Annotated in this window: 20 protein-coding genes, 1 tRNA gene and 2 pseudogenes; 18 read left to right on the top strand and 5 right to left on the bottom strand. The window is 46.0% G+C overall.

Translation table 11 applies throughout. The features are described from left to right. Positions 1-104: 104 nt before the first annotated feature. The 5 genes and pseudogenes from FCL45_RS16625 (at position 105) to FCL45_RS16605 (ending at position 4,547) form a co-directional block, all read left to right on the top strand. A complete protein-coding gene (locus FCL45_RS16625; RefSeq protein WP_136799212.1) occupies positions 105-506 on the top strand; it encodes an RNA-binding S4 domain-containing protein in 402 nt (133 codons plus the stop codon). Between the two features lie 12 nt (positions 507-518). Further along, positions 519-1,094, top strand: a pseudogene (locus FCL45_RS16620) (IMP cyclohydrolase); the annotation flags it as partial. A gap of 48 nt (positions 1,095-1,142) precedes the next feature. After that, positions 1,143-1,724 (top strand): formyltransferase family protein, encoded by a 582-nt coding sequence (locus FCL45_RS16615; protein ID WP_136799214.1) that lies wholly within the window; start codon positions 1,143-1,145, stop codon positions 1,722-1,724. Further along, on the top strand, positions 1,721-2,266 hold the full coding sequence (gene pyrR, locus FCL45_RS16610; protein WP_267313994.1) for a bifunctional pyr operon transcriptional regulator/uracil phosphoribosyltransferase PyrR: 546 nt from the start codon (positions 1,721-1,723) through the stop codon (positions 2,264-2,266). Before FCL45_RS16615 ends, pyrR begins: the two co-directional genes overlap by 4 nt. A gap of 25 nt (positions 2,267-2,291) precedes the next feature. Further along, entirely contained in the window at positions 2,292-4,547 is a 2,256-nt protein-coding gene (locus FCL45_RS16605) for a peptidase U32 family protein (protein ID WP_136799215.1), read from the top strand. 34 nt (positions 4,548-4,581) lie between these two features. Here the strand turns inward: FCL45_RS16605 and FCL45_RS16600 are convergent, their stop codons facing one another. Continuing rightward, positions 4,582-5,682: a cyclic nucleotide-binding domain-containing protein gene (locus tag FCL45_RS16600; RefSeq protein WP_136799216.1), complete on the bottom strand. Its 1,101-nt coding sequence runs from the start codon at positions 5,680-5,682 to the stop codon at positions 4,582-4,584. A gap of 318 nt (positions 5,683-6,000) precedes the next feature. Here FCL45_RS16600 and rpsT point away from each other — a divergent pair, with 318 nt between their 5' ends. The 6 genes from rpsT to FCL45_RS16570 all read left to right on the top strand — a co-directional run bounded on the left by rpsT (position 6,001) and on the right by FCL45_RS16570 (position 11,200). After that, positions 6,001-6,273, top strand: coding sequence for a 30S ribosomal protein S20 (gene rpsT, locus FCL45_RS16595; RefSeq protein ID WP_136799217.1), 273 nt, complete (start codon positions 6,001-6,003; stop codon positions 6,271-6,273). A gap of 247 nt (positions 6,274-6,520) precedes the next feature. Then, on the top strand, positions 6,521-7,978 hold the full coding sequence (gene trpE, locus FCL45_RS16590; RefSeq protein ID WP_167495870.1) for an anthranilate synthase component I: 1,458 nt from the start codon (positions 6,521-6,523) through the stop codon (positions 7,976-7,978). 3 nt (positions 7,979-7,981) lie between these two features. Beyond that, on the top strand, positions 7,982-8,581 hold the full coding sequence (locus tag FCL45_RS16585) for an anthranilate synthase component II (protein WP_136799219.1): 600 nt from the start codon (positions 7,982-7,984) through the stop codon (positions 8,579-8,581). A 75-nt stretch (positions 8,582-8,656) separates the two neighbouring features. Then, complete coding sequence (trpD, locus tag FCL45_RS16580) at positions 8,657-9,688, top strand: anthranilate phosphoribosyltransferase (protein WP_136799220.1); 1,032 nt, start codon at positions 8,657-8,659, stop codon at positions 9,686-9,688. Between the two features lie 54 nt (positions 9,689-9,742). Beyond that, complete coding sequence (gene trpC / locus FCL45_RS16575; protein ID WP_136799221.1) at positions 9,743-10,516, top strand: indole-3-glycerol phosphate synthase TrpC; 774 nt, start codon at positions 9,743-9,745, stop codon at positions 10,514-10,516. A gap of 30 nt (positions 10,517-10,546) precedes the next feature. Further along, positions 10,547-11,200, top strand: coding sequence for a phosphoribosylanthranilate isomerase (locus tag FCL45_RS16570; protein ID WP_136799222.1), 654 nt, complete (start codon positions 10,547-10,549; stop codon positions 11,198-11,200). Between the two features lie 53 nt (positions 11,201-11,253). Here FCL45_RS16570 and FCL45_RS24915 read toward each other — a convergent pair whose 3' ends face one another. Together FCL45_RS24915 and FCL45_RS16560 are read right to left on the bottom strand one after the other, a co-directional pair. After that, positions 11,254-12,072, bottom strand: coding sequence for a septal ring lytic transglycosylase RlpA family protein (locus tag FCL45_RS24915; RefSeq protein ID WP_136799223.1), 819 nt, complete (start codon positions 12,070-12,072; stop codon positions 11,254-11,256). Positions 12,073-12,142: 70 nt separating this feature from the next. Continuing rightward, complete coding sequence (locus FCL45_RS16560; protein WP_136799224.1) at positions 12,143-13,630, bottom strand: hypothetical protein; 1,488 nt, start codon at positions 13,628-13,630, stop codon at positions 12,143-12,145. Positions 13,631-13,772: 142 nt separating this feature from the next. On the opposite strand from FCL45_RS16560, the gene FCL45_RS16555 reads away from it, so the two are divergent. Beyond that, a tRNA-Thr gene (locus tag FCL45_RS16555) sits at positions 13,773-13,848 on the top strand. Between the two features lie 75 nt (positions 13,849-13,923). Here FCL45_RS16555 and FCL45_RS16550 read toward each other — a convergent pair. Then, entirely contained in the window at positions 13,924-14,133 is a 210-nt protein-coding gene (locus FCL45_RS16550) for a hypothetical protein (protein ID WP_136799225.1), read from the bottom strand. A gap of 1,643 nt (positions 14,134-15,776) precedes the next feature. On the opposite strand from FCL45_RS16550, the gene FCL45_RS16545 reads away from it, so the two are divergent. The 6 genes and pseudogenes from FCL45_RS16545 to FCL45_RS16520 all read left to right on the top strand — a co-directional run bounded on the left by FCL45_RS16545 (position 15,777) and on the right by FCL45_RS16520 (position 20,069). After that, positions 15,777-16,802, top strand: coding sequence for a PDDEXK-like family protein (locus tag FCL45_RS16545; RefSeq protein WP_136799226.1), 1,026 nt, complete (start codon positions 15,777-15,779; stop codon positions 16,800-16,802). Positions 16,803-16,871: 69 nt separating this feature from the next. Beyond that, the gene (locus FCL45_RS16540; protein WP_136799227.1) at positions 16,872-17,300 is read left to right on the top strand and encodes an Nmad2 family putative nucleotide modification protein; all 429 of its coding nucleotides are present in this window, start codon (positions 16,872-16,874) and stop codon (positions 17,298-17,300) included. Positions 17,301-17,570: 270 nt separating this feature from the next. After that, entirely contained in the window at positions 17,571-18,554 is a 984-nt protein-coding gene (locus FCL45_RS16535; RefSeq protein WP_136799228.1) for an IS30 family transposase, read from the top strand. Between the two features lie 20 nt (positions 18,555-18,574). Further along, complete coding sequence (locus FCL45_RS25350) at positions 18,575-18,853, top strand: Nmad2 family putative nucleotide modification protein (protein WP_167495873.1); 279 nt, start codon at positions 18,575-18,577, stop codon at positions 18,851-18,853. Positions 18,854-18,956: 103 nt separating this feature from the next. Beyond that, positions 18,957-19,136, top strand: a pseudogene (locus FCL45_RS16525) (transposase); the annotation flags it as partial. A gap of 342 nt (positions 19,137-19,478) precedes the next feature. Next, on the top strand, positions 19,479-20,069 hold the full coding sequence (locus FCL45_RS16520; protein WP_136799230.1) for a hypothetical protein: 591 nt from the start codon (positions 19,479-19,481) through the stop codon (positions 20,067-20,069). A gap of 490 nt (positions 20,070-20,559) precedes the next feature. Here FCL45_RS16520 and FCL45_RS16515 read toward each other — a convergent pair whose 3' ends face one another. Next, positions 20,560-20,823: a hypothetical protein gene (locus FCL45_RS16515; RefSeq protein ID WP_136799231.1), complete on the bottom strand. Its 264-nt coding sequence runs from the start codon at positions 20,821-20,823 to the stop codon at positions 20,560-20,562. Between the last annotated feature and the right edge of the window lie 103 nt (positions 20,824-20,926).

The following is a 20,926-nucleotide window of genomic DNA, read 5'->3' as shown; positions in this document are numbered from 1 at the left end:
AGCGTTTCAGGTGAAATCGGTGTAACCTGTACAGTCCAATTCAGAAAATTTAGTTGTTACCTTCCAGGCACAATTCGGGCCAAAGAAATTGATCAGGTCAGAGTATGGAAACTTCATCAGGTCAGGTTCCTCATGTACGTATAGACAAATGGCTATGGGCTGCACGTTTTTTCAAGACGCGGTCTTTAGCGGCTAAGGCTGTCAATGGCGGTAAGGTACATTTGAACAATACCAGAGTGAAGGCGGCCAGAAATGTGCAGGAGGGAGATAAGCTGGTAATAAGTAAAGGCCAAGATGAATTTCACATAGAAGTACTCGCCGTAGCCAGTATGAGAAGACCGGCCAGTGAGGCGAGACTGTTGTATGAAGAGACGGAAGAAAGTATTCGGGAGCGTGAAAATCAAAGGGATATGCGGCGAATGATGAATGCAGGTCATGTGCATCCTACTGCCAAGCCCGATAAGCGTGATCGAAGAAAAATAAAAGCATTTATTCGTAAAGATTGATTGGAGGAGAGAATGGCTAAAATTGAGCGCGCGCTGATCAGCTTGACCGACAAATCAGGTATTGAGGGGTTTGCCCAGGAACTCGCTGATCTGGGCGTTGAGATACTTTCAACCGGTGGTACCGCCAAAAAGATCCGTGAGGCTGGTATAACGGTCAAGGATGTTTCTGAATTTACCGGTTTTCCGGAAATGCTCGATGGCCGGGTGAAAACCCTGCACCCCAAAGTTCATGGCGGTATACTTAACCAGAGGGCGAACGAGAGTCATCGGAGTCAGTGTGCCCAGCACAACATTCAGAATATCGACTTGATTGCGGTGAACCTCTATGCTTTTGAAAAAACTGTAGCGGACCCCGATTGCTCTCTGGCCGACGCTATCGAGAACATCGATATCGGTGGACCGACCATGCTGCGTTCTTCAGCAAAGAATTTTCACGATGTAACCGTCATCGTTGATCCTGCCGATTACCCACAGGTAATCAAAGAGATCAGGGAAACCGGCAATACAACACTCAAAACCCGCTTTAAGCTTGCTCGCAAGGTATTTGCCCTTACAGCGAAATATGACACTGTGATTTCAGCCTGGCTGGAAAAGGTTGATGTGGATTCCAACGAATATTTTGCCGGAGAGTAAATTATGTTAAAAATGGCGGTCCTGTTATCTGGCAGTGGCAGAACTCTGGATAACTTTCATGAGCGTATTCAGGCTGGTACCCTGAAGGGTGATATTCAGGTGGTTATCTCAAATGTTGATGGTGCCCTGGGGCTTGAAAAGGCACGGAACTATGGGTATCCGGCTTTCCACGCCACGGACAATGCAGCGATCAATGATATACTACAGGATTATTCTGTGGATATTATCTGCCTTGCTGGTTACCTGAAGCTGTATTCCCCGCCTGAGCATCTTGCTAAAAATGTGATTAATATTCATCCATCACTGATTCCTTCCTTTTGTGGTGATGGGTTTTATGGTCATCACGTGCACCAGGCCGTAAGGGATCGGGGCTGTACAGTGAGTGGTTGCACTGTGCATTTCGCCGATGACAAGTATGATGAAGGGCCGATCATTCTCCAGAAGACCGTTGACCTCGACTATGATGACGATGCAGACACAATTGCTTCCAAGGTGTTTGCCTTGGAATGTGAGGCTTTTCCCGAGGCGATTAACCGGGTGGCTGAGCGAGGGGTGGAATTTTTCTGGAAACGGGTGAAAGCGTGAGTAAAGTACAACGTACCATAATGAACTCGCAGGATATAGATCTTGCAATCAAGAGGATCGCCCTGCAGATTTTAGAGCGAAACCAGGCGGCTAGTAGCCTGGCAATAGTCGGAATTCATACCTGCGGCGTTTTTCTGGCGCAGCGGCTATTTGCCACACTCAAGGAGCTGGTGGGTGAGGATATTGCAGAAGTGCACTACGGTAGTCTCGATATAAACCTGTACCGGGATGACTGGAGTTTGATGTCGCAAAACCCTGTAGTACGAACCACCGACATACCATTTGATGTGGACAATTCACATCTTATTCTGGTTGATGATGTTATCTTCACTGGCAGAACAATTCGCGCTGCGATGGATGCCGTGATGGATTATGGAAGACCAACCTGCATACAGCTGGCCGCTCTGGTCGATCGCGGTGGCAGGGAGTTGCCCATTCAGCCTGATTTTGTCGGTATGCAGACCACAATTTTACCAAAGGAACGAATTCAGGTTTTGCTTGAAGAAAATTCCGATAGTAATGCGGTCGTAGTTGAAAGTTAATTTAGCTTAAGAGTTGTAGAGTAGTATGGAATTACTGGCCCCTGCCGGGAATGTAGAGAATTTTTATGCCGCCCTGGAAGCCGGGGCGGATGCAGTTTATGTCGGTGCACCTGGTATCAATGCCAGAAATCTCGCCCGGGATCTCAGCCTGGAAGAGATAGGTGCAATGATTGCCCACTGTCGCCGCCACGACAAGAAAATCTACGTGGCCGCAAACAGTATGATTCTTGAGAAAGAACTCACTGAGGTTATTGAAACTCTTGGAGTTCTCGAGTATCTGGCCCCTGATGGGCTGATTGTCCAGGATCTGGGTATTATTAATCTCGTTCGTCGTTATTTCCCCGAATTACAGATTCATGCTTCCACTCTGATGGCAGCACATAACCTGCAGAGTGTTGAGTTACTGGCCCGTATGGGCTGTAGCAGGGTGGTGCTGGCACGAGAGTTGACCCTGGCCGAAATAGAAGCCATAGCCAGGCGCACCGATGTGGAGCTTGAGGTTTTTGTGCATGGTGCCATGTGTTTTTCCTATTCCGGGTACTGCTTGTTTTCCTCATATCTGGGGGGCAAAAGCGGGCTGCGTGGCAGATGTGTACAGCCCTGCCGGCGTTCCTACGGAACTAACTCCGGCCAGCGTTCCGGGGCGAGAGGCGGTAGCCGACCGGATAGTCATCGGGGAAAGGGGAGTTATCTCTTTTCGATGAATGATCTCGACGGACTTGAGGTTGTAAAAGATCTCCGGGAATTGGGTGTTGCCTCTGTGAAAATCGAGGGTCGCCTGCGTTCCGCTCTGTATGTGGAAAAGGTGGTACGTGCTTACCGCAAGGTGATGGATGCACCGGAAAGCTCGTACAAAGAAGCTTTGGGTGAGGCCAAAATTCTGGTAGATCAGGCGATGAGCCGCAAAGTGAGTTCCGGCTACTTTTTCACACCTCAGCCTGCAGAGGCGATTACCCCGCACCACTCCGGTAATATGGGGCTTCACCTGGGTCGCGCCAGGGGCGCTGCCAGACAGGGGATGCTTCGGGTTGAATTGAAAGAGGGGCTGGCCGTCGGAGACAGGGTGCGCCTGCATCTTGAGCCTTCAGGCGAGCGCTTGGCTTTCAGTCTGAGAAAGTTGTTTCTTCGCGGGGCAGAGGTTGATTATGTTGCCGCCGGTGAAAATGCTGATCTGCTTCTCCCGGAGAAAGCTTTTGATAAGAGCTGGAAACATATCGACCTTTATAAGGTTGATGTCGGCAAAGGTGGTGGCTACGGGACAAAGCTTGCGGTAGCTGATGCTGCTCACGAAATTGGCAGGGCACGAAAAAAACTCTTACCCCACCTGATTTCGGTCAAGGAGAGAGTTTACGATACCGCGCACGACCCTGCATTTGCCAGTAAAGAACCCCTGAAGCAGCCACCGAGGAAGAAACAGCAGCAAAAGGGGAAGCGGCAGAATCATGGTGAGACTGTTAAGGTTAAGCTTCCCATGGATTGGTGGCTTAAGCTCGACTCGGCCAAGCCGATTCTTGCCAGCATGGTCTTGCGGCCGGATAAGTATATTATAACCCTGGATAAAAACAGCGTTCGCGATGCAGGCCAGCTTAAACGTTTGCTCGGTAAACAGTCCAAAAGTGTGACCTGGGCATTGCCGCCCATTATGCTTGACAGGGAACTCAGCAGAATGAAAAAGCATATCTCGATGCTTATTCGTTCCGGGTTCCGTTGTTTTCAGGTCAGCCATGTCAGCCAGATAGATCTTTTTGACGGTGAAAAAGTTTTCCTTACTGCCGATCACAGTTTGAACCTGCTCAACAACCAGGCATTGTTGTTTGCGGCGGAAGCTGGTTTTGAGTCTGTGCAGTTGGCGATGGAGGCAGACCGTGAAAGCATTCAGAACGCCGTGCAGGGTTATAAGCAAATGGGTGTTCCCGCTTCGAGAAAGACTGGTGGCAGACGAACAATGCGACTTGGCATGACTGTCTATGGTGCTCCGCCATTGTTTACAGCCAGACTCGCTGCATCGTTTTTCCAGTACAACAAGCCTGTTATCAGTCCCAAGCAGGAAGGGTTTGTAATCAGCAAAAAGGATGGTTTTACCCAGACCAGACCAGCCAGACCGTTTTCTTTGCTGCCCTATCTGTATGATCTGAAGTCAATGGGGATTGACTTTGCGGTTGTGGATCTGACAGGCGGCCTTTCCGGCAAGAAAGATCTTCAGGATCTTGCGGAGAGGATGAGCGGCAACGCCAGGAAACCGAAGCTGCCGACCTTTAACTACATGGGTACCCTTGAGTAGTACATGTTTTGGCAGGTCCTGAAGCGGGTGAACTCTAGTTGGCCCGCTTCAGCTTACTTTCGTCAAGCATTCGCATCCCTTCCATAAGCAGTTTCATGAAAAAACCGATTTCGGGTACTTCGAAATCCTCAGGCGGAATTCCCGGGGTGAAACGAAACCTGCCGGTGCTCTCTTTCAGTACCTGATAGAAGGCCACATCCCCCACGAATTTACCGTATTTGGCTTTGATGAGAGAGCCCTGCCTGAAAGAGAAGTAGGCAGAGCCATCGGTAAGTTCCGATATGGTGAGAATGCCTGTTTTATTATTGACGTTCAGGGTCTGGAAGAGCGCCTCGGGTGGAATTTCAGTTAAGTTGCCGATAATTCCGGACGAAAGATCTTTTGCTCGTATCGAATTGGAAGCCTTCAGTCGTTCAGCCATGAGCTTGGAGAAAAAGAGCTGTATGGCCGGAAAGCGATCGATGATTTTTCTGAAATTGTGATGATCGATATGGAGGATAGACGTGTCTTCGGTGACCTGAATGCTTGCACTGACCAACTCGTTGCAGATGAGACTCATCTCGCCAAAAACATCCCCCTTGCCGAGTTTGGAGATGATGATGCCTGAGTCATTCAAGACGTTTACCGATCCTGAGACAATGATATAGAAATTGCCTCCGGGGTCACCCTTTCTGATCACGAAATCGTTTTTGCAGAACTTGATCAATTTGAAAAAGCTGACGACCACTTCGTGATTGGACTCATCGATATATCTGAAAAATTCAAAATCACTGAGGACGTGCAATAATGAGCCAACCTCATTGGAGAGTTGCTGGTCACCACCGTTTATGGGGGCGGCATCTTCAATGGAGTGTTCAACTTTTACGGAACCTGTGCAGCCGCTGCAACTAAGCAGACAGATAGGAACTTTATCGCCTCGCTCATACTGAATGATTAATTTTGATAAATCACCATTCAAAATTTTGCAGATGTTCTTATCTTTTGGAAAGTTGACAATAGCGGTGGTAACTAGAGTGTTGTCCGAATTCTTGTTCAACGGGATCGAGATTCCGGTAAGCTTAAATGCATCACCATACTCGTAAAGAGGGCAGCTTCGGTTTTCAACAATACGAAAAATGACTTTCGGAAATCCCATTTTCTTAATTCTTAACGCTCTTGCAAATTGATATGTGTCTAAATTGATTGAGTAACTTAGCCAGTTTTAGGCCGAATCACAGAGTATCTTATAGAAGAGGGAGTGTCAAATATCATTTGGACAGAATCGTGGATAACATGGTATTATTTTTTGTTACTTGTTGACTAAAACAGGAAACCATATTATAAACTCTCTCTTTGTGAAAATAGATCATGGTGGACAGGTGACCACGGAAAGTGGCTCTGTCTGCTCATATCAGACTAAACCGGATAAAACCGGTCGGAATATATGAGAGTCAATAACAGGAGGAATTAATTCGTGGCTAATCATAAATCAGCTGAAAAGAGAAATCGTCAGGCTCAGGTGCGTCGTCTGCGCAATAAAGTGAACAAGACCCGGATGAAGACCCAGGTTCGCAAAGTGAACGAGGCAATCGTCGCCGGTGCTGAAGAAGATGCAAAGTCAGCACTTCAGGACGCTGTCTCCGTTATTGCCAAGACTGCTTCCAGGGGTACCATTCATAAGAAGACTGCATCCCGTAAAATTTCCCGTCTTACCAAGCGCGTCAACAAGATGGAGCCGCTTGCGTAATTCCGCCTGTAGCTCTCTATTACCGGCTTAGTCCGGCAGGTTGGTGTGAAATTGTAAAGCCGTAGGATCATAAGATTCTACGGCTTTTTTCGTTTACATTGTTAAGAAGCTGGACAAATTCGATTAATAACTGGTATGTTATGATCTTCACGAGTTAGTATTTTTTCCATTTCTGTGAAGTTTCCTATCACATAGCATTTCCATGCAACCTAGAGAATATTTTCCTGACGTAAAGAGATTTTCCACAATGCTGGAGTCTTCTCAGCTTGTGCCGGTCTATACCGAGATCGTTGCGGACCTCGATACTCCTCTCACCCTGTTTGCCAAAGTTTCCGAAGCCCACGAACGTATCTTTCTATTTGAGAGTATGGAAGGTGGTGAAAAGTGGGGCAGGTATTCTTTCATCGGTTTTGATCCGCTGACGACTTTCGTCTCAAAAGACGAGAACATTGAAATTACAGATTTCAGTGTAACGCCCCCTGAAAAAAAGGTAATTACCGGCAATCCTCTAGACGCGCTACGTAACCTCATCGAAGATCTAGAGGCTGCAGAGTATGAAAACCTGCCCCGCTTCTGTGGTGGGGCTGTAGGTTTCTTAGGCTATGACATGGTGCGGTTCATGGAAGAACTGCCAGATGTGAATAGCCCTGTTGATTTGCCGGATTCGTCCTTCATGATCCCGAGAATCGTGCTGGTTTATGACAGCCTCAAGCAGAAAGTAACTGTAGTCTGTTGGGTGAAGAATGACCAGGGTGACAGTCAAAAGCTTTACCGGGATGCCAGATCGGCCATTGATGCTGTAGTTGATCGCTTGCGGGGGCCTGTTCCTGAAAACTATCTGCAACAGTCTGATAAAGAGTTTGCCACATCGCACAGCTTTACCTCAAATATGAGTCAAGCTGATTTTCAGCAGATGGTTGAGCGGGCTAAAGAGTACATCAGGGCGGGCGATATTATCCAAGTGGTGTTGTCTCAGCGGTTTCATACCACCACTGCGTTGCCGCCAATGTTACTTTACAGGGCTCTCAGACAAATCAATCCCAGCCCATATCTCTTCTTTTTGAAACTCGGAGATTTGATCCAGATAGGTTCATCACCCGAGATTCTGGTACGAAAAGATGGCAACCACATCGAACTTCGACCGATTGCCGGTACACGTAGACGTGGTGTGACAGAGGCGGAAGATCTCGCCCTGGCAAAAGAGCTGCTCGCTGATCCGAAGGAACGTGCCGAGCATCTTATGCTTGTAGATCTGGGCAGAAACGATGTCGGTCGTGTAGCCGAGGGCGGTCAGGTCGAGGTGCGTGATTTGCTGGTAATCGAGAGATATAGCCACGTAATGCACATCGTTTCGGGTGTGCATGGCATTATCGCTCAGGACAAAGATCAATTCGATGTCATGTCCGCCTGCTTTCCTGCCGGGACAGTAAGCGGCGCTCCCAAAATCAGGGCAATGGAGATTATTGACGAGCTGGAGCCTGAAAGACGCGGACCTTATGCCGGTGCGGTGGGGTATTTCGGTTTTTCGGGCAATATGGACTTCTGTATTACTATCAGGACATTTGTGATGAGCGGTGAGAATCTCTGGGTCCAGGCGGGTGCCGGGATCGTTGCCGATTCCGATCCTGATAAAGAGTATGAAGAAACTATCAATAAATCAATGGGATTACGCCGGGCACTCGAGCTTGCTGAGAAAGGATTCTAGATCATGCTAGTCATTATAGATAATTACGACTCCTTCACCTATAACATCGTCCAGACCATCGCAGGGAATGTCAGGGCTGAAGGGAGGAATGAAGAAATTCGGGTCTATCGCAACGACAAGATCAGTATAAAGGAGATCGAACAGTTAAAGCCCCGGCGGTTATTGATCTCTCCAGGCCCCTGCACTCCGCAGGAGGCTGGTATTTCGATTGAGGCAATAAAGTATTTTGCCGGCAATCTCCCGGTATTGGGGGTATGTCTCGGACATCAGTCCATGGGTGAGGCGTTCGGTGGCAGAACCATCCGTGCTGCCCGAATTATGCATGGAAAAACCAGCCCGATGCATCACGACGGTAGAGGTGTTTTCCGTGGGTTGCCGAATCCATTTGACGGCATGCGTTACCATTCATTGATCGTTGAGGAAGAGACTTTGCCTGAATGCTTTGAAATAACGTGTCGGACAGATGAAGGCGAGTTGATGGGGATTCGACACAAAAAGCTGCCCCTTGAGGGTGTGCAGTTTCATCCGGAATCGATTATGACGCCGGCGGGTATACAATTGCTTAAAAATTTCATGGATCCAGACTATCCGGAATTGATGTAATCAGCAAAACAATAAAGGGATGCAGGAGAGGCCGTTGGTCTCGACGGCACAGTAAGCATTGGGAGCAGGGAAAAGATGGATATCAAAGCGGCTATAGACCGGGTAGTGAAGCGGGGAGATCTCAGTGAGGCAGAAATGCGGGATGTGATGAATATTATCATGAGCGGAGAGGCAACCTCCGCCCAGGTGGGTTCATTCATTACAGCCTTGCGGATGAAGGGTGAGACTATCGATGAGATCGTCGGTGCCGTGCGGGTTATGCGCGATAAAGCGACTTTTGTCGATACCGGTGTTCAGACTGAAGATGGCGAATTGCTCATGGATATAGTCGGTACAGGTGGTGATGGTGCAGGTACTTTCAATGTCTCGACCACTACCTCCTTTGTTGTTGCTGCGGCCGATGTTCCTGTGGCCAAGCATGGCAACCGTGCCGTGTCCTCAAAATGTGGTAGTGCTGATGTCCTTGAGGCGCTTGGGGTCGACCTGACCATGAAAGCGGATCAGGTTGCTGACTGCGTAAAACAGGTTGGCATAGGCTTTTTGTTTGCGCCAATGCTGCATGGGGCAATGAAGCATGCTATCGGTCCCCGCCGTGAAATCGGTATCCGCACTATCTTTAATATTCTGGGGCCAATGACGAATCCGGCAGGTGCGAATGTCCAGTTGACAGGTGTCTTTGATAAAGAACTCACCACAATCCTGGCTGAGGTCCTGGTGCGACTCGGGATGAAGAGGACCCTGGTTGTCTGGGGTGAAGGTAACCTGGATGAGATGACCACAACCGGTACTACCTACGTAGCTGATGGCAGGGACGGCAAAGTGGAAAACTATACTGTAGAGCCAGAAGATCTCGGTTTGAGGCGGGCGACTATGGTCGAATTGCAAGGTGGCGAAAGCGCAGAGGAATCTGCTACACAGGTCCGGGATATTCTGGCCGGGGAAAAGGGACCGAAGCGTGACATGGTATTACTGAATGCCGCAGGAGCCTTGCTGGTGGCTGGCAAGGTTACCGACCTCAAGGATGGAGTAACCATGGCAGAGGAACTGATAGACAGTGGAAAGGCGCTGGCCAAACTGGACGGGCTTGTTGCATACTGTACGAAATAGTAGCTGTAAATCAGTTGAACAAGTTCGAATAAGCATAGCCTTGGATTGACGAAAATGATTTTAGATAAAATAGTTGAGAGAAAGCGGGAAGAAGTAGAGATACTGAAAAAAAATGGTATCTCATTGCCAGCTGACTTTGTAGATTCAGAAATATCACCTCCCAGAGGGTTTGTCAGAGCTCTGGTCGATTACCCTGGAGTGTCTATTATCGCTGAAGTGAAAAAAGCGTCTCCCTCCAAAGGAGTCATCAGCCATAATTTTAATCCTGTAAAAATCGCCGAGAATTATCAGCTACTTGGCGCTCAGGCAATATCTGTCCTGACTGATGTCGACTTTTTTCAGGGGAGTCTCAAATATTTGATGCAGATTCGCCAGGCGGTGAACCTGCCGGTGATACGAAAAGATTTCATCATTGATCCGTTGCAGATAGAAGAGGCACACCGCCATGGGGCCGATGCTATCCTGCTTATAGCAGCGATTCTCGATGAGTCGCAGCTGCGGGACTATCAGGCCCAGGCTCTTGAGTATGGTATGGACAGTCTGGTGGAGGTACACGATGAGGCCGAGCTGGATAAAGCCTTGGCAGCAGGATGTTCGCTATTGGGTGTGAACAACAGAAATCTGAATGATTTTTCCATGGATCTGGGCACCACCCTCAGGTTGAAGAAGCTGGTACCTGCCGACATTCCAGTCGTCAGTGAGTCAGGATTGAAAACCAGAGAAGACATAGAGGCACTAGAAGAAGCAGGAATAGCCGCAGCCCTTATCGGTGAATCGCTGATGCGGGCAGGCAGTTCGGGCACATTACTGCAAGAATTACGAAAATAATTGTTCTCCTTCCGAATGATAGGATCAATAATGCACAGTAGAACGAGGATAAAGGTCTGTGGCATTACCAATGCCGATGACGCAATAGCAGCAATCAATCTGGGAGTGGATGCAATCGGTTTTATTTTTGCCGAGAGCAGCCCCCGTTACATCTCACCGGAAGATGCCAAGGAGATTGTGGCTGATCTGCCCCCCTTTATCCATATAGTCGGGGTTTTTGTAGACAAAGACCCTGTAGAGATTGAGGAGATAATCGATTATTGCGGATTAACCCATGTGCAGTTGCATGGCAGCGAAGATGCGGAGTATTGCGCCAAGCTTGCCCAGAATGCGAATCCCTGCATGCTGATTAAGGCGATACGGGTGGGTTCTTCCAGCAAAGCTGAGGATTTCACACCTTATCAGGATATCGTGAAAGGGTTCCTGCTCGATACCTTTGTCGAGGGGCAGGAAGGAGGGACAGGCAAGACTTTTGACTGGGCAATGATCGAGTCGCTTGATCTTAAACTCCCGGTTATCCTGGCTGGAGGACTCACCCCCGAAAATATCAGCGATGCTATCCGTGCGGTGCGCCCATTTGCAGTTGATGTGAACTCAGGGGTCGAGCGAGAACCGGGCAGGAAAGATATTGATAAACTCGAGGCCCTGGTGAAACAGGTGATTTCCACCGATCTTGCTGTGTAATTAACGGAATACGTTTTTTCACAACATAGTGCTATCTGCTTGCTGAATAGATGTTATCTGGCGACCAGGAAAGCACCGTTGTAGCCGTGCTGGATAAGCGCGGCTTCGGCTCTTTTTGCTATGGACAGCTCGTTGCCGGCGTAAACGTGAACTCTGTAGTAAATCCTGTCCAGGCCCTGATGCGTTTTAATCAAGGCGCTATGACCTGCGTCCGTAAATCTCTTCATTAACCTCAAGGCGTTGTCCCGTCGGCTGAATGAGCCGATCTGCACATAAAACTCGCCGTGGTACAGGTCTGGCAGTGGCTTTTTACCAGAAGCTGAGGCGGCAAGTTGAGTGGTGTCCGCAAGGGCTACAATCTGTACTTTGGCAAGTCCGTGCTGCACGATATCCAACTTGTTGGCTGCAGTATAGCTGAGGTCGATGATCCTGCCACGGACAAAAGGTCCCCTGTCATTTACCCGTACGATAGTTTCTTTGCCATTCTCCAGATTTTTGACGAGCAGCATAGTCCCCATCGGTAAGGTCTTGTGAGCCGCAGTCATGGCATACATGTCGTAACGCTCACCGTTGGAGGTAGTTCTGCCGTGGAATTTTTTGCCATACCAGGAAGCTACCCCCCGTTCAGTAAAACCATGAGCGTGGGGTATTGGGTAGTAGGTAATGTTTTTTATGGTATAGGGACGCTGGGTAGGTTCGTTGCCGGAGTTGGTGTTTGCGCCGGGGCTGCTGACCGGGTAATTGCTCTTGGAACAGCCACCGAGTAAAAGCAGGACTGTCAGAAATACAATTGCACTGTACGAAAAACGGTTGGCGAGCGGCTTGCGAACTACCCTAAGCGTCGTTTGTCTAAAGGTCAGAGTATGAGGCATAATTTTTTTGTCAGCTTAAAACGATGAATATAAGCGGTAAACGCTTCGCAAAGGCAAAAGCAGTCCAAGTTTATTTGCTGTCCTGGGAAGCTTCTTCGGAACGGAGAAAATCCCTGAGTCGTTGTTCGTAGTAGATGCCGGCAGGCCCAGTGGTATGAGGTGTGTAAGGAACCTTTCCCTGATTTGGAGCAAGAGACGGGATGCTGTCAAAATGAACCTCCTCGTCTTCATCTATCCAGGAGAGAGAAATATCAAGTTTTGGACGGACAACCTGAATTGTGCCGTCATCCGCTCGACCGAGTAGCGGTTCCTCCCAGCGGCGCATTACAAAACCTTTATACCATATGCCGAGCCTCATATCGCCTGTTATTTTATCCGACATTTCAGGTGGTAATTCATCTTTATCATAGTCAAGGTTATGTTCGAGCAGGGTTTCCACCTCTTTACTGCCCTGGACTGTGAGCCGGTCCCAGCTATAGTAGTCGTCAAGATCGGAGCGCAGCAAGTTGGTGCCAGTGTCATTAAAACTCCATTGTGCGTGACACACCTGGCAGGAGACTTCCTGGTATATCTCATGGGCCCGGTTTTTCATCACCGGCAGCGCATGGGAGGAACCGCTTTTGGAAGTGAAGGAGTAGCCATCAGGCGTTGGGGTGACCCCGGAAGGCAGCTCCATTTCGAGCAAAGTCTTTTCATGGCAGGAGCTGCATGTTTTTGCTTCAGGATTGCTCATGGTGTTGGGGAGGTCACTACTGTAGCCCGTCATCAGTTCAGCACCATGGCAGTCTACACAGAGCATTCCACGTCGTTGGTGAACGTCGGCAGCAAGATCATGGTAATCCACCCCGTAAGGCCTGTCTGTAAAATCAGCGGCGCTGTACGGGGTGCGGTATTCATGATTGAAGTCATGCTCGAATCGGCCATAGTAGTCGAAACCAACGCGGTTTCCATAATGACAGGAGAGGCAGGCAGTATCCTGGGGAGTGGCACTGAAGGCATGAGAGGAGAGCTCTCCATCTTGATAGTTGAGATGACATGCAGCGCAGCCGGTACCATGTTTTGTGGCGCTGTACTCATCACCTGAAGAAAAAAGGTGGCAACGCAGACAGCGCCTGCGAAGAAGATCCTCGGAGAGTTCAAGCGGGATTTCTGGGTTTTCAATAATAGGGATCTCCAAAAGATTGGGAATATCCTCTTTTGCTCCGAAACTTTTCCTGACAAGGTTCACGAGATTTTTTTGGGTATAATGAAGTGACCGGGGCAGGGAATCGGCTTGCTCCCGGTGGCATTCTGCGCATATTGTCGCGATATTGTCGGGATGAGCAGGCTGGGCAATAAGGTTGACATGCGCCTCGGCAATTTCAGATGATTCGGCATTTCCCTGATGGCAGACAGTGCATGACATCTGATGCGAAGAGTCGGCCATTGCTTCATGACATGCTAGACAGGTAGATTCCGGCTGTTTTTTTTCTTCCACGCAGCCGGAAATTGCAACAAGTACGACTATCCCAAGGCATAGCAGGCAGGGGTGGACGTGATTTTTGCAGAAAAATATCATTACAATTGCTACCTGTTTATTGTTAAGTTGATGGAATTACATTCGAAAATATCAAGGTAAGAAAGCTCCTCTGATAAGGCCATTTTATATTGTATAATAGTTGAACTTTCAATGATTACCTGATATATAGGCTTCTCAATGTGCCAGCATAGCTCAGTTGGTAGAGCGGCGCTCTCGTAAAGCGTAGGTCAGCGGTTCGATCCCGCTTGCTGGCTCCAGAAATACAACAAGCCCCTTTCCGGTTTCCGGGAAGGGGCTTTGTCGTTTCTAAATTTACAGTATCCAGGGATTGATCAATTGAAAACAGGAAGACTTGCCAGATTCGGTGGCGTCTCGTAAAGCTCATCCAGCCATGGATTGCGCTGATTGCGTACGACAACAAAGCGCATGTTGGGGGTGAAGTTGAATTTCTCCCCTCTTACAGCAGCACGATTTCGGCGGCCCTTAGTTGTACCTTTTGCTTTTTTCGATTTTTTAGTCTGCATCTTCTTTTCTTCAAGCAAGAAAATATTCCATTCGAGTTACTTGATCCTGGTTTGAGCAGCGGTACAGCACATCTTAAATGTTAGGATATGTCCTGTAAATAGGTATAAATACGTTGTTTGTGTTGGGTTTGTGTTGTTTTTGAGAGATTAATTTTAAAACCAACAAGTTACATGATATGCAAAAAATGAATACAACCTTGAATATCAGCATCTTTACGAAGAATTCAGGTGAATTGTCTGGAGTCATCGAATCCCTTCGAAGTGTTTTATAGGGATTGGAGTATGACGGACGATGGGTTTCTGCAATGTCGCTGAATAGCCAAAGCTGAACAGGCACGTTTGGTGATCTGAAATGAACGGATGATCAATTTTGAGAAAATTGTCTGGTAATGGCTGAAAATAAAAAAGCCGTAGAGCTTGAAAATCAAGTTCTACGGCTTCTGAGTTCCTGGTGCCTAGGGCGAGAATCGAATTAATGAAAAAGATGATTAATATTGGTATGTACAGATGAGATAAGTGATTTTGGGTATAATATATACCCTTATGTATACCCTTTATGCATATGCTAAAAAATCCCATACCGACAAATCAGGCTAAGAGCCACTTCCTATAAGCCGCGTGTGATGTACGTATAATATATATTTATATCGTATAGGTATCCACTACTGATATCTTTGGAATTGGCTAAATTGTATGGCTAATGGAGGTTGATTTCCGAAGTGTATTGTTGTTACCTTTTTTCTTCAATATCGCGTTAGAATACAAATAGTTGCCTATGCCGGTCTAGTAAAGAAGCTATCAGCTTTTGATCCCCCCTCATTGTACTCCAGCATGGGAAAAGGTTTTGTTTCCGTGAATGACAGATGGATGACAATCGGTGGATATTAAGAATGCGACACCTGTAGTACTGGAATTGATATGTGTGGAAAGACGGTTCCTGCTAAGTATTCACCTTGTTGAGCCTACTAGAAATGACTGTTTTACTACTATGTAAAATCCACGGAATATCAATGATTTTTTAGGGTGTTTATCTATAAGTATCGTTGATCAATATAGAGCATTTCCTGTCATTAACGTATTGAACTTGAGAACTCACTTACATCCGGCTGTAAAAATTGGAATCAAACCTGACACGTTAGGGCGGTGAGGAACAGCCTTATCTAACATTTTGCTTGCACACGAACCTCAAGATGCCCAGGAAACATCTTCACTTCCCTAAGTCATCGACAGTATTAGATTGACGAGATACACCTTTCTCCTCTGTTGCACGATTGTTTCGTGGAATCTTGAAATGGCCCTGGCGACGAAATTTTTCATTCAACCAGAGGCACTATCCTCATTGACCATCCCATCGTCATTCGTATAGATCATCCGAGATACACGTTGACATTCTAAGTTGATCGAAGTTAACATGCTGTTTTGGCACACATTAACGGGTTGAAAAGTTCATGGGCTCATGAGCAATCATTCTGTATAACGTCCGTTTTATCATGTTATTAAGAAGTACGTTGATTACCAGACATTGACCTAGGATCACCAGACGCAAATTCAGATTCATAGCTCTTCAGAACGCCTATGCAATATCGTCTAATCGGGTTTCGTCTTAATATACAGATCAGTATAATTAATTGTTATACCTGCAATACCAACGGATACATATTTTGAACAATATATTTCAATATTCAACAAAAGAGCTTCAAACTGACGCATTTCTCACTTGGCTATTTTACAGTTTCAATGATGAATTGAATAATTTTACATCACTTTTTTTCAACAAAATTGGGTTGTGCTCTCATCCGGATGATGAAATATCATGCATTTCCGTCCTAAGGCAAGAAGGTAAAGCTGATTTACTACTAGAATGTAATATTAATGGCACTGAACGCTCCTATTTGTTTGAAAATAAAACATATTCCACAATTCATTCAAATCAATTAAGAAAATATAAAAAACTTTTTCCTTTATGTGACAAATACATATATCTGAAACTTGGCTTAATAAATTATGAAGAGAAAAGTCACGCATTAAGAGAAGGGTATGAGGTTATCGACGCCAGAGAGTTGTATAACGCTCTAATCCATATTCGCAAAGAGCACTTTCTTATTGAACATTACATTGATTATATTGAGAAAGAATATGTATCTCAACAAAATCAGATCTTTGATGAAATGGTGAAGAATAATGAAATCAAGGTAATAAATTGTTCGGATAAAAACAAAGGTCAAGCACAACAGTTTGTACTATCGAAATTGCACGAAATCTTAGCGACTAAGCATGGTTTTGAATATTTAAAATTTAGGTACTCTAGTAACAATGGTGGTTCTCCATGGGTTCAGTTAAGTATCGCTACAAGACCCAATGCATATTCAAATATGGGTGAATCGATATTTTGGAGAATCGACAGAAGGGATAAAAAACTTTATATTCGTTTAACGCAATATTCTAACGTCACAGAAACCTCAAAATCCATAAAATATGCAAATAGAGACATTTTGAGGCTAAAATGCTCATCTCTACAATCTGTCAAAAGTCTTAAACTGGGGGGAACGCAGAATAAAGGTTTAAAGGCAAGTGAAATCCTAATATTCTTTTTCAAAGAAAATAAAATATCTACTCTTCTTTCAGTGTTACCAATATTAAGCGAAGAAGTTGTAAATCTATATAAAACAACAAGATGGAAGGTGTAACAAACCAATAAACACGGACCAGCAAACGGCGCGCTCAGGTTGTCGTAACATTATTCACAGAAATAATAAATGAACTTATTTACATATATTGTCAAGCATGATACTGGACTAGCACCGAATCCATTTTGGGACTACTGCACCTTGTCTTGCTGTACACCTAACCGTCAAGGTTCAAGAGTCGAAGTTGATGATTTGGTAGCAGGTTTTTCACCCAAAAGTGACGGGCATAAATTAATATATGCTATGTATACGTCCGAAGTGATGGGGCTAGATGAATACTTTGAAGATAAACGTTTTAACCCCAAAAAATCTATTGCCAATGGTGATTGGAAGCAAAGATGTGGTGATAATTTTTATTCAAGAATAAATGGAAATTGGATTCAACATTGGAATAGGTTTCATATAGGAGAAGAGTACTTAAAGAAAGACACAAGAAAACCAAAAGTTTTTAGGCTCTTCGACGTTTCGTGTGGATTTAGGATTTGCCCATTGTGCTAATGAGATAGCAGGTAATGAAGTCAAGGGAACCAGTAAAGGTCAAGCCCTACGGGTGCTCGTACCTCGCAACCTTGACCGCTTCCCTTAACTTCATTGATCCTGAGAGTGACGAAAGCGAAAAGGCGTCTCCGACGGGACTCCTGCAAAATGGCTCAGCAAACGTTGTGTAGAAGGAAGCTGGAGTAATACAATAAGTGCAACAGACTGAAGTTTGAAAAGTGAGTGAGTTGACGATATGGTGTCAGCTCTCACACTTAACCACGGTCTGTCATGAACAATCACAACAAGCACTATCGCCAACTCTCTCAACAGCAAAGATACCAGATTTACGGCCTGCGTAAAGCGGGCATGAGCCAAAAGGCTATAGCCCAAGAAGCAGGAGTCAGCAGCAGTACTATCAGTCGTGAACTGAAAAGAAACCGTACCGAAAAGGGTTATGATCCCCAGGGTGCCCAAGTGCTCAGCGATAACCGTAGACGTTCCGCAGACAAAGCAGATAAACGTGATCCTGAAACAGATACAATCATACGAGAGTCCCTGGCCCTTGGCTGGTCGCCAGCCGCTATCAGTTCCCGTATGGGCATTGAATGCTCAGGAGCAAACAGGCTCAGCCACACGACCATCTACAGGCGTATCAGTGAGGATCGCCAGCAAGGTGGCCTGCTCCATACTCGCTTGCCGCGGTATGGGAAAAAACGCTGGAAGGGAGGTAAACGTTACAGAAAGGCTGGTGTAGCTGCCATTCCCAATCGAGTAGACAGCAGTTCAAGGCCAGAGGTTGTCGATCAAAGATCGCGCCTTGGGGATTGGGAAGGTGATCTTGTTCATGGCGTCAATGCAAGCCTGGTTACATTGGTTGATCGGACAAGTCGATTTACCTTGGCTCAACGTGTGCTTCGTAAGAGCAAGGAAGCTGTAGCTGATGCACTGATCTGCATGCTCGGCAAAGTGCACTCTGCATTGACAGTAACACTGGATAATGGGGGTGAATTTGCCGACCATGACCGAGTCTCAAAGGAGACTGGAGCAGATATGTACTTTGCCAAACCATATGCAAGTTGGCAGCGTGGCACCAATGAAAACACAAACGGTCGTCTCCGCCGTTTGTGGCCAAAGAGATTTGATCTCGCTACATTGGCTGATGAGGATATTCAGGATGGGGTATTCATTCTGAACCTCACGCCAAGAAAAGTATTGGATGGCTTAACACCTTTGGAAGCCTTTACTGGTCAACGTGTTGCACTTATTACGTGACTCCAGCAACCGTCTAAAAAATCAAATCCACTCAATACGTCGAGGAGCCAGTTTTTATATCTGATAAATTCATTTACTATGGAGATAACAGAATAAATATTCCGGCGAAATATCTATGCTTGGTCGGTGGCAGAGGAACTCGTGTTAATCACAATGAAAAAGTTCAGAATAGTTTTATAGAATGGCTCAAGTCTAACTGTGAGTTGGGTTTGCATGGTATGCCTAAAGATAATCCAGATAAAAATGGGCATAAAAAAACGTTTCACCTCGCTTCACTACGTTCCGCTGGACTCGCTTAAGGTCGCTGGTGAACTTAGCGTTTCATCCACTTAGTGACTAGCCCCTTAGCTTTTATGCCAGTTGATATGTTAGACTTTCGGGCAAATCAACTGGAGGGAACTGATGAAGAGAAAGAGATTTTCGGAAGAACAGATTATTCGAATACTCAAAGAGGGTGATGCCATTGGAAACGTTCGGGAAGTGTGTCGGCAGCGCAACATCACCGAACAGACATATTACCGCTGGCGCAGTAAATTTGGAGGAATGGAGGTGTCAGATGCCAAGAAACTCAAAAGCCTTGAGAAAAGCACTCACTTTCAAGCTGGTATAAAAATAGTGGTCTGGTCATGCACATAGCTCGATAGCCTTCAGGGTACTGTCTGACATTCCGAGAGAATTAGAACAATTACGGTTCGAATATCGACTGGATATTATTACCCTCGCGTGAGAAAAATGACCTGATGGATGAGAAGACGTCAAGTAAGCCAGTTGGAAACTACATTTGCAGATATCAAAGATGATGGCATCGTATACTTAGTTCTTTCGATGAATAGCACGTCAGGACAGCTTGGCAGCTTTTTATTCACTTTGACGAAACAGGGATCGTCTGGGCAATTACATCAGTTTTCAAGGTAGGGAGCACGGATGAATTTAAACAGGAAGCAAAAGAGAATCATAATTGTATGTATCGTACTGATCACTGTTTGTTGGTTATTCCCTCCTACTGAAAGGCAGGGAAGGGTGGAAGCTACTAACTATTTAGGATTACTTGTTAACTGGCTAGGAGCTCTGATACTCGGAGGATTAGCATGCCTATGGGCTAAGGGGCCTGAGATACCACTTGATGAGAAGGCTCTCGAGAAGCAGAAAAGGGTCGTAAAATCAATATCGGTAATTACCGGATCATTAATGTTAATCTCCGCAATCATCATAGGAGGTTATTTTGCCTATGATGAATACCAAGCAACGAAGGTACGTCAAGCAGTTGCACTAGAGGCATGTGAGAGGGTTGAGCGGAAGGTTAAAAACGGTACCCCTCTCAAGTATCATGAGCTTGATGCAATTTGGCTAGGCAATGAGTTTTGTAGTGCTGAACAATATGGATATAAGCATTCGTATGGTGCTGAGATTGGTGAACGAAGTTATTTTTACAAAGAGGGTGGAGCAGAACAAGAAAGAATTGTAAAATCGGAAAAAGGCAAGTGGAGTAAATACCTGGAAAGCATGTCTGAATGATTAGGCTGAACCGCCCTGTACCCCATTGCCACCTATCAGGTCTATAGGTACCTCTACATTTTTTAGGAAAGTGGTTTTCTGACTGTCACATTTGTACAGGAACCGTTGGTGATCATGCAATCGGCGATCTCAGTTGCCTCTAAAGGGGTGCTATCAGCGGATCAAAGAATGCCTAACCAGTGGAATGGGGGTTGCAGCTTATCAGGACATAGCCGGTTGACCTTATACGGGCGAGCTGGAGGCTCTGGTGATGAAAGCAGTATCTTTCCTACCACTACAATTAATGGAGCAAATCTTCCATGCAGTAGAGCCTGAGCCTTAACAGTAGGAAGGTTAACCTCTAGCATGTATCGTTTTACTTGAGATATGCCCCATCAACCTTAATGCTTGATAGGAATGTACTATCAGTCACAGGGATCTGTCAAAGTGGAGCAATACAGTCCTACTCAAGCCTAATACCGTTTAGGACTAGGCTTGTTTGAGATTCGCATTACACGGAAGGCACTTTTATATCACTAGCTTGACATGCAACTCTGATGAAATACCGCAACACATCAGTGGTCATCCAAGTTTTTTCAGATAAGTGGAATGCCCAACCCAATATTTTCTCATAGGTATTACATGATGAAATTTCTATATCATAGAACCCTTGCGGCCCAAGAATTATTAAGTCATTTTCAATTTTTACTGCATCTTCCAGGTCTTTTCGCCATTGAACATATTCTTCAAAATCCAAGCCTTTTACCTCACTCATTACGTCACCTTTACGGTTAAAGTTATTTGGTTTTTAAGGCTAACCTTTTTTGAGAGGTCAACTTTATGGAAAACAGGGGAATCATTGGACTACTACACTTGCA

The organism is Desulfosediminicola ganghwensis (assembly GCF_005116675.2).
GTDB lineage: Bacteria > Desulfobacterota > Desulfobulbia > Desulfobulbales > Desulfocapsaceae > Desulfopila > Desulfopila ganghwensis.
Note: the sequence above shows the minus strand (reverse complement) of the source record. Positions and strands in the feature narration are given on the sequence as shown.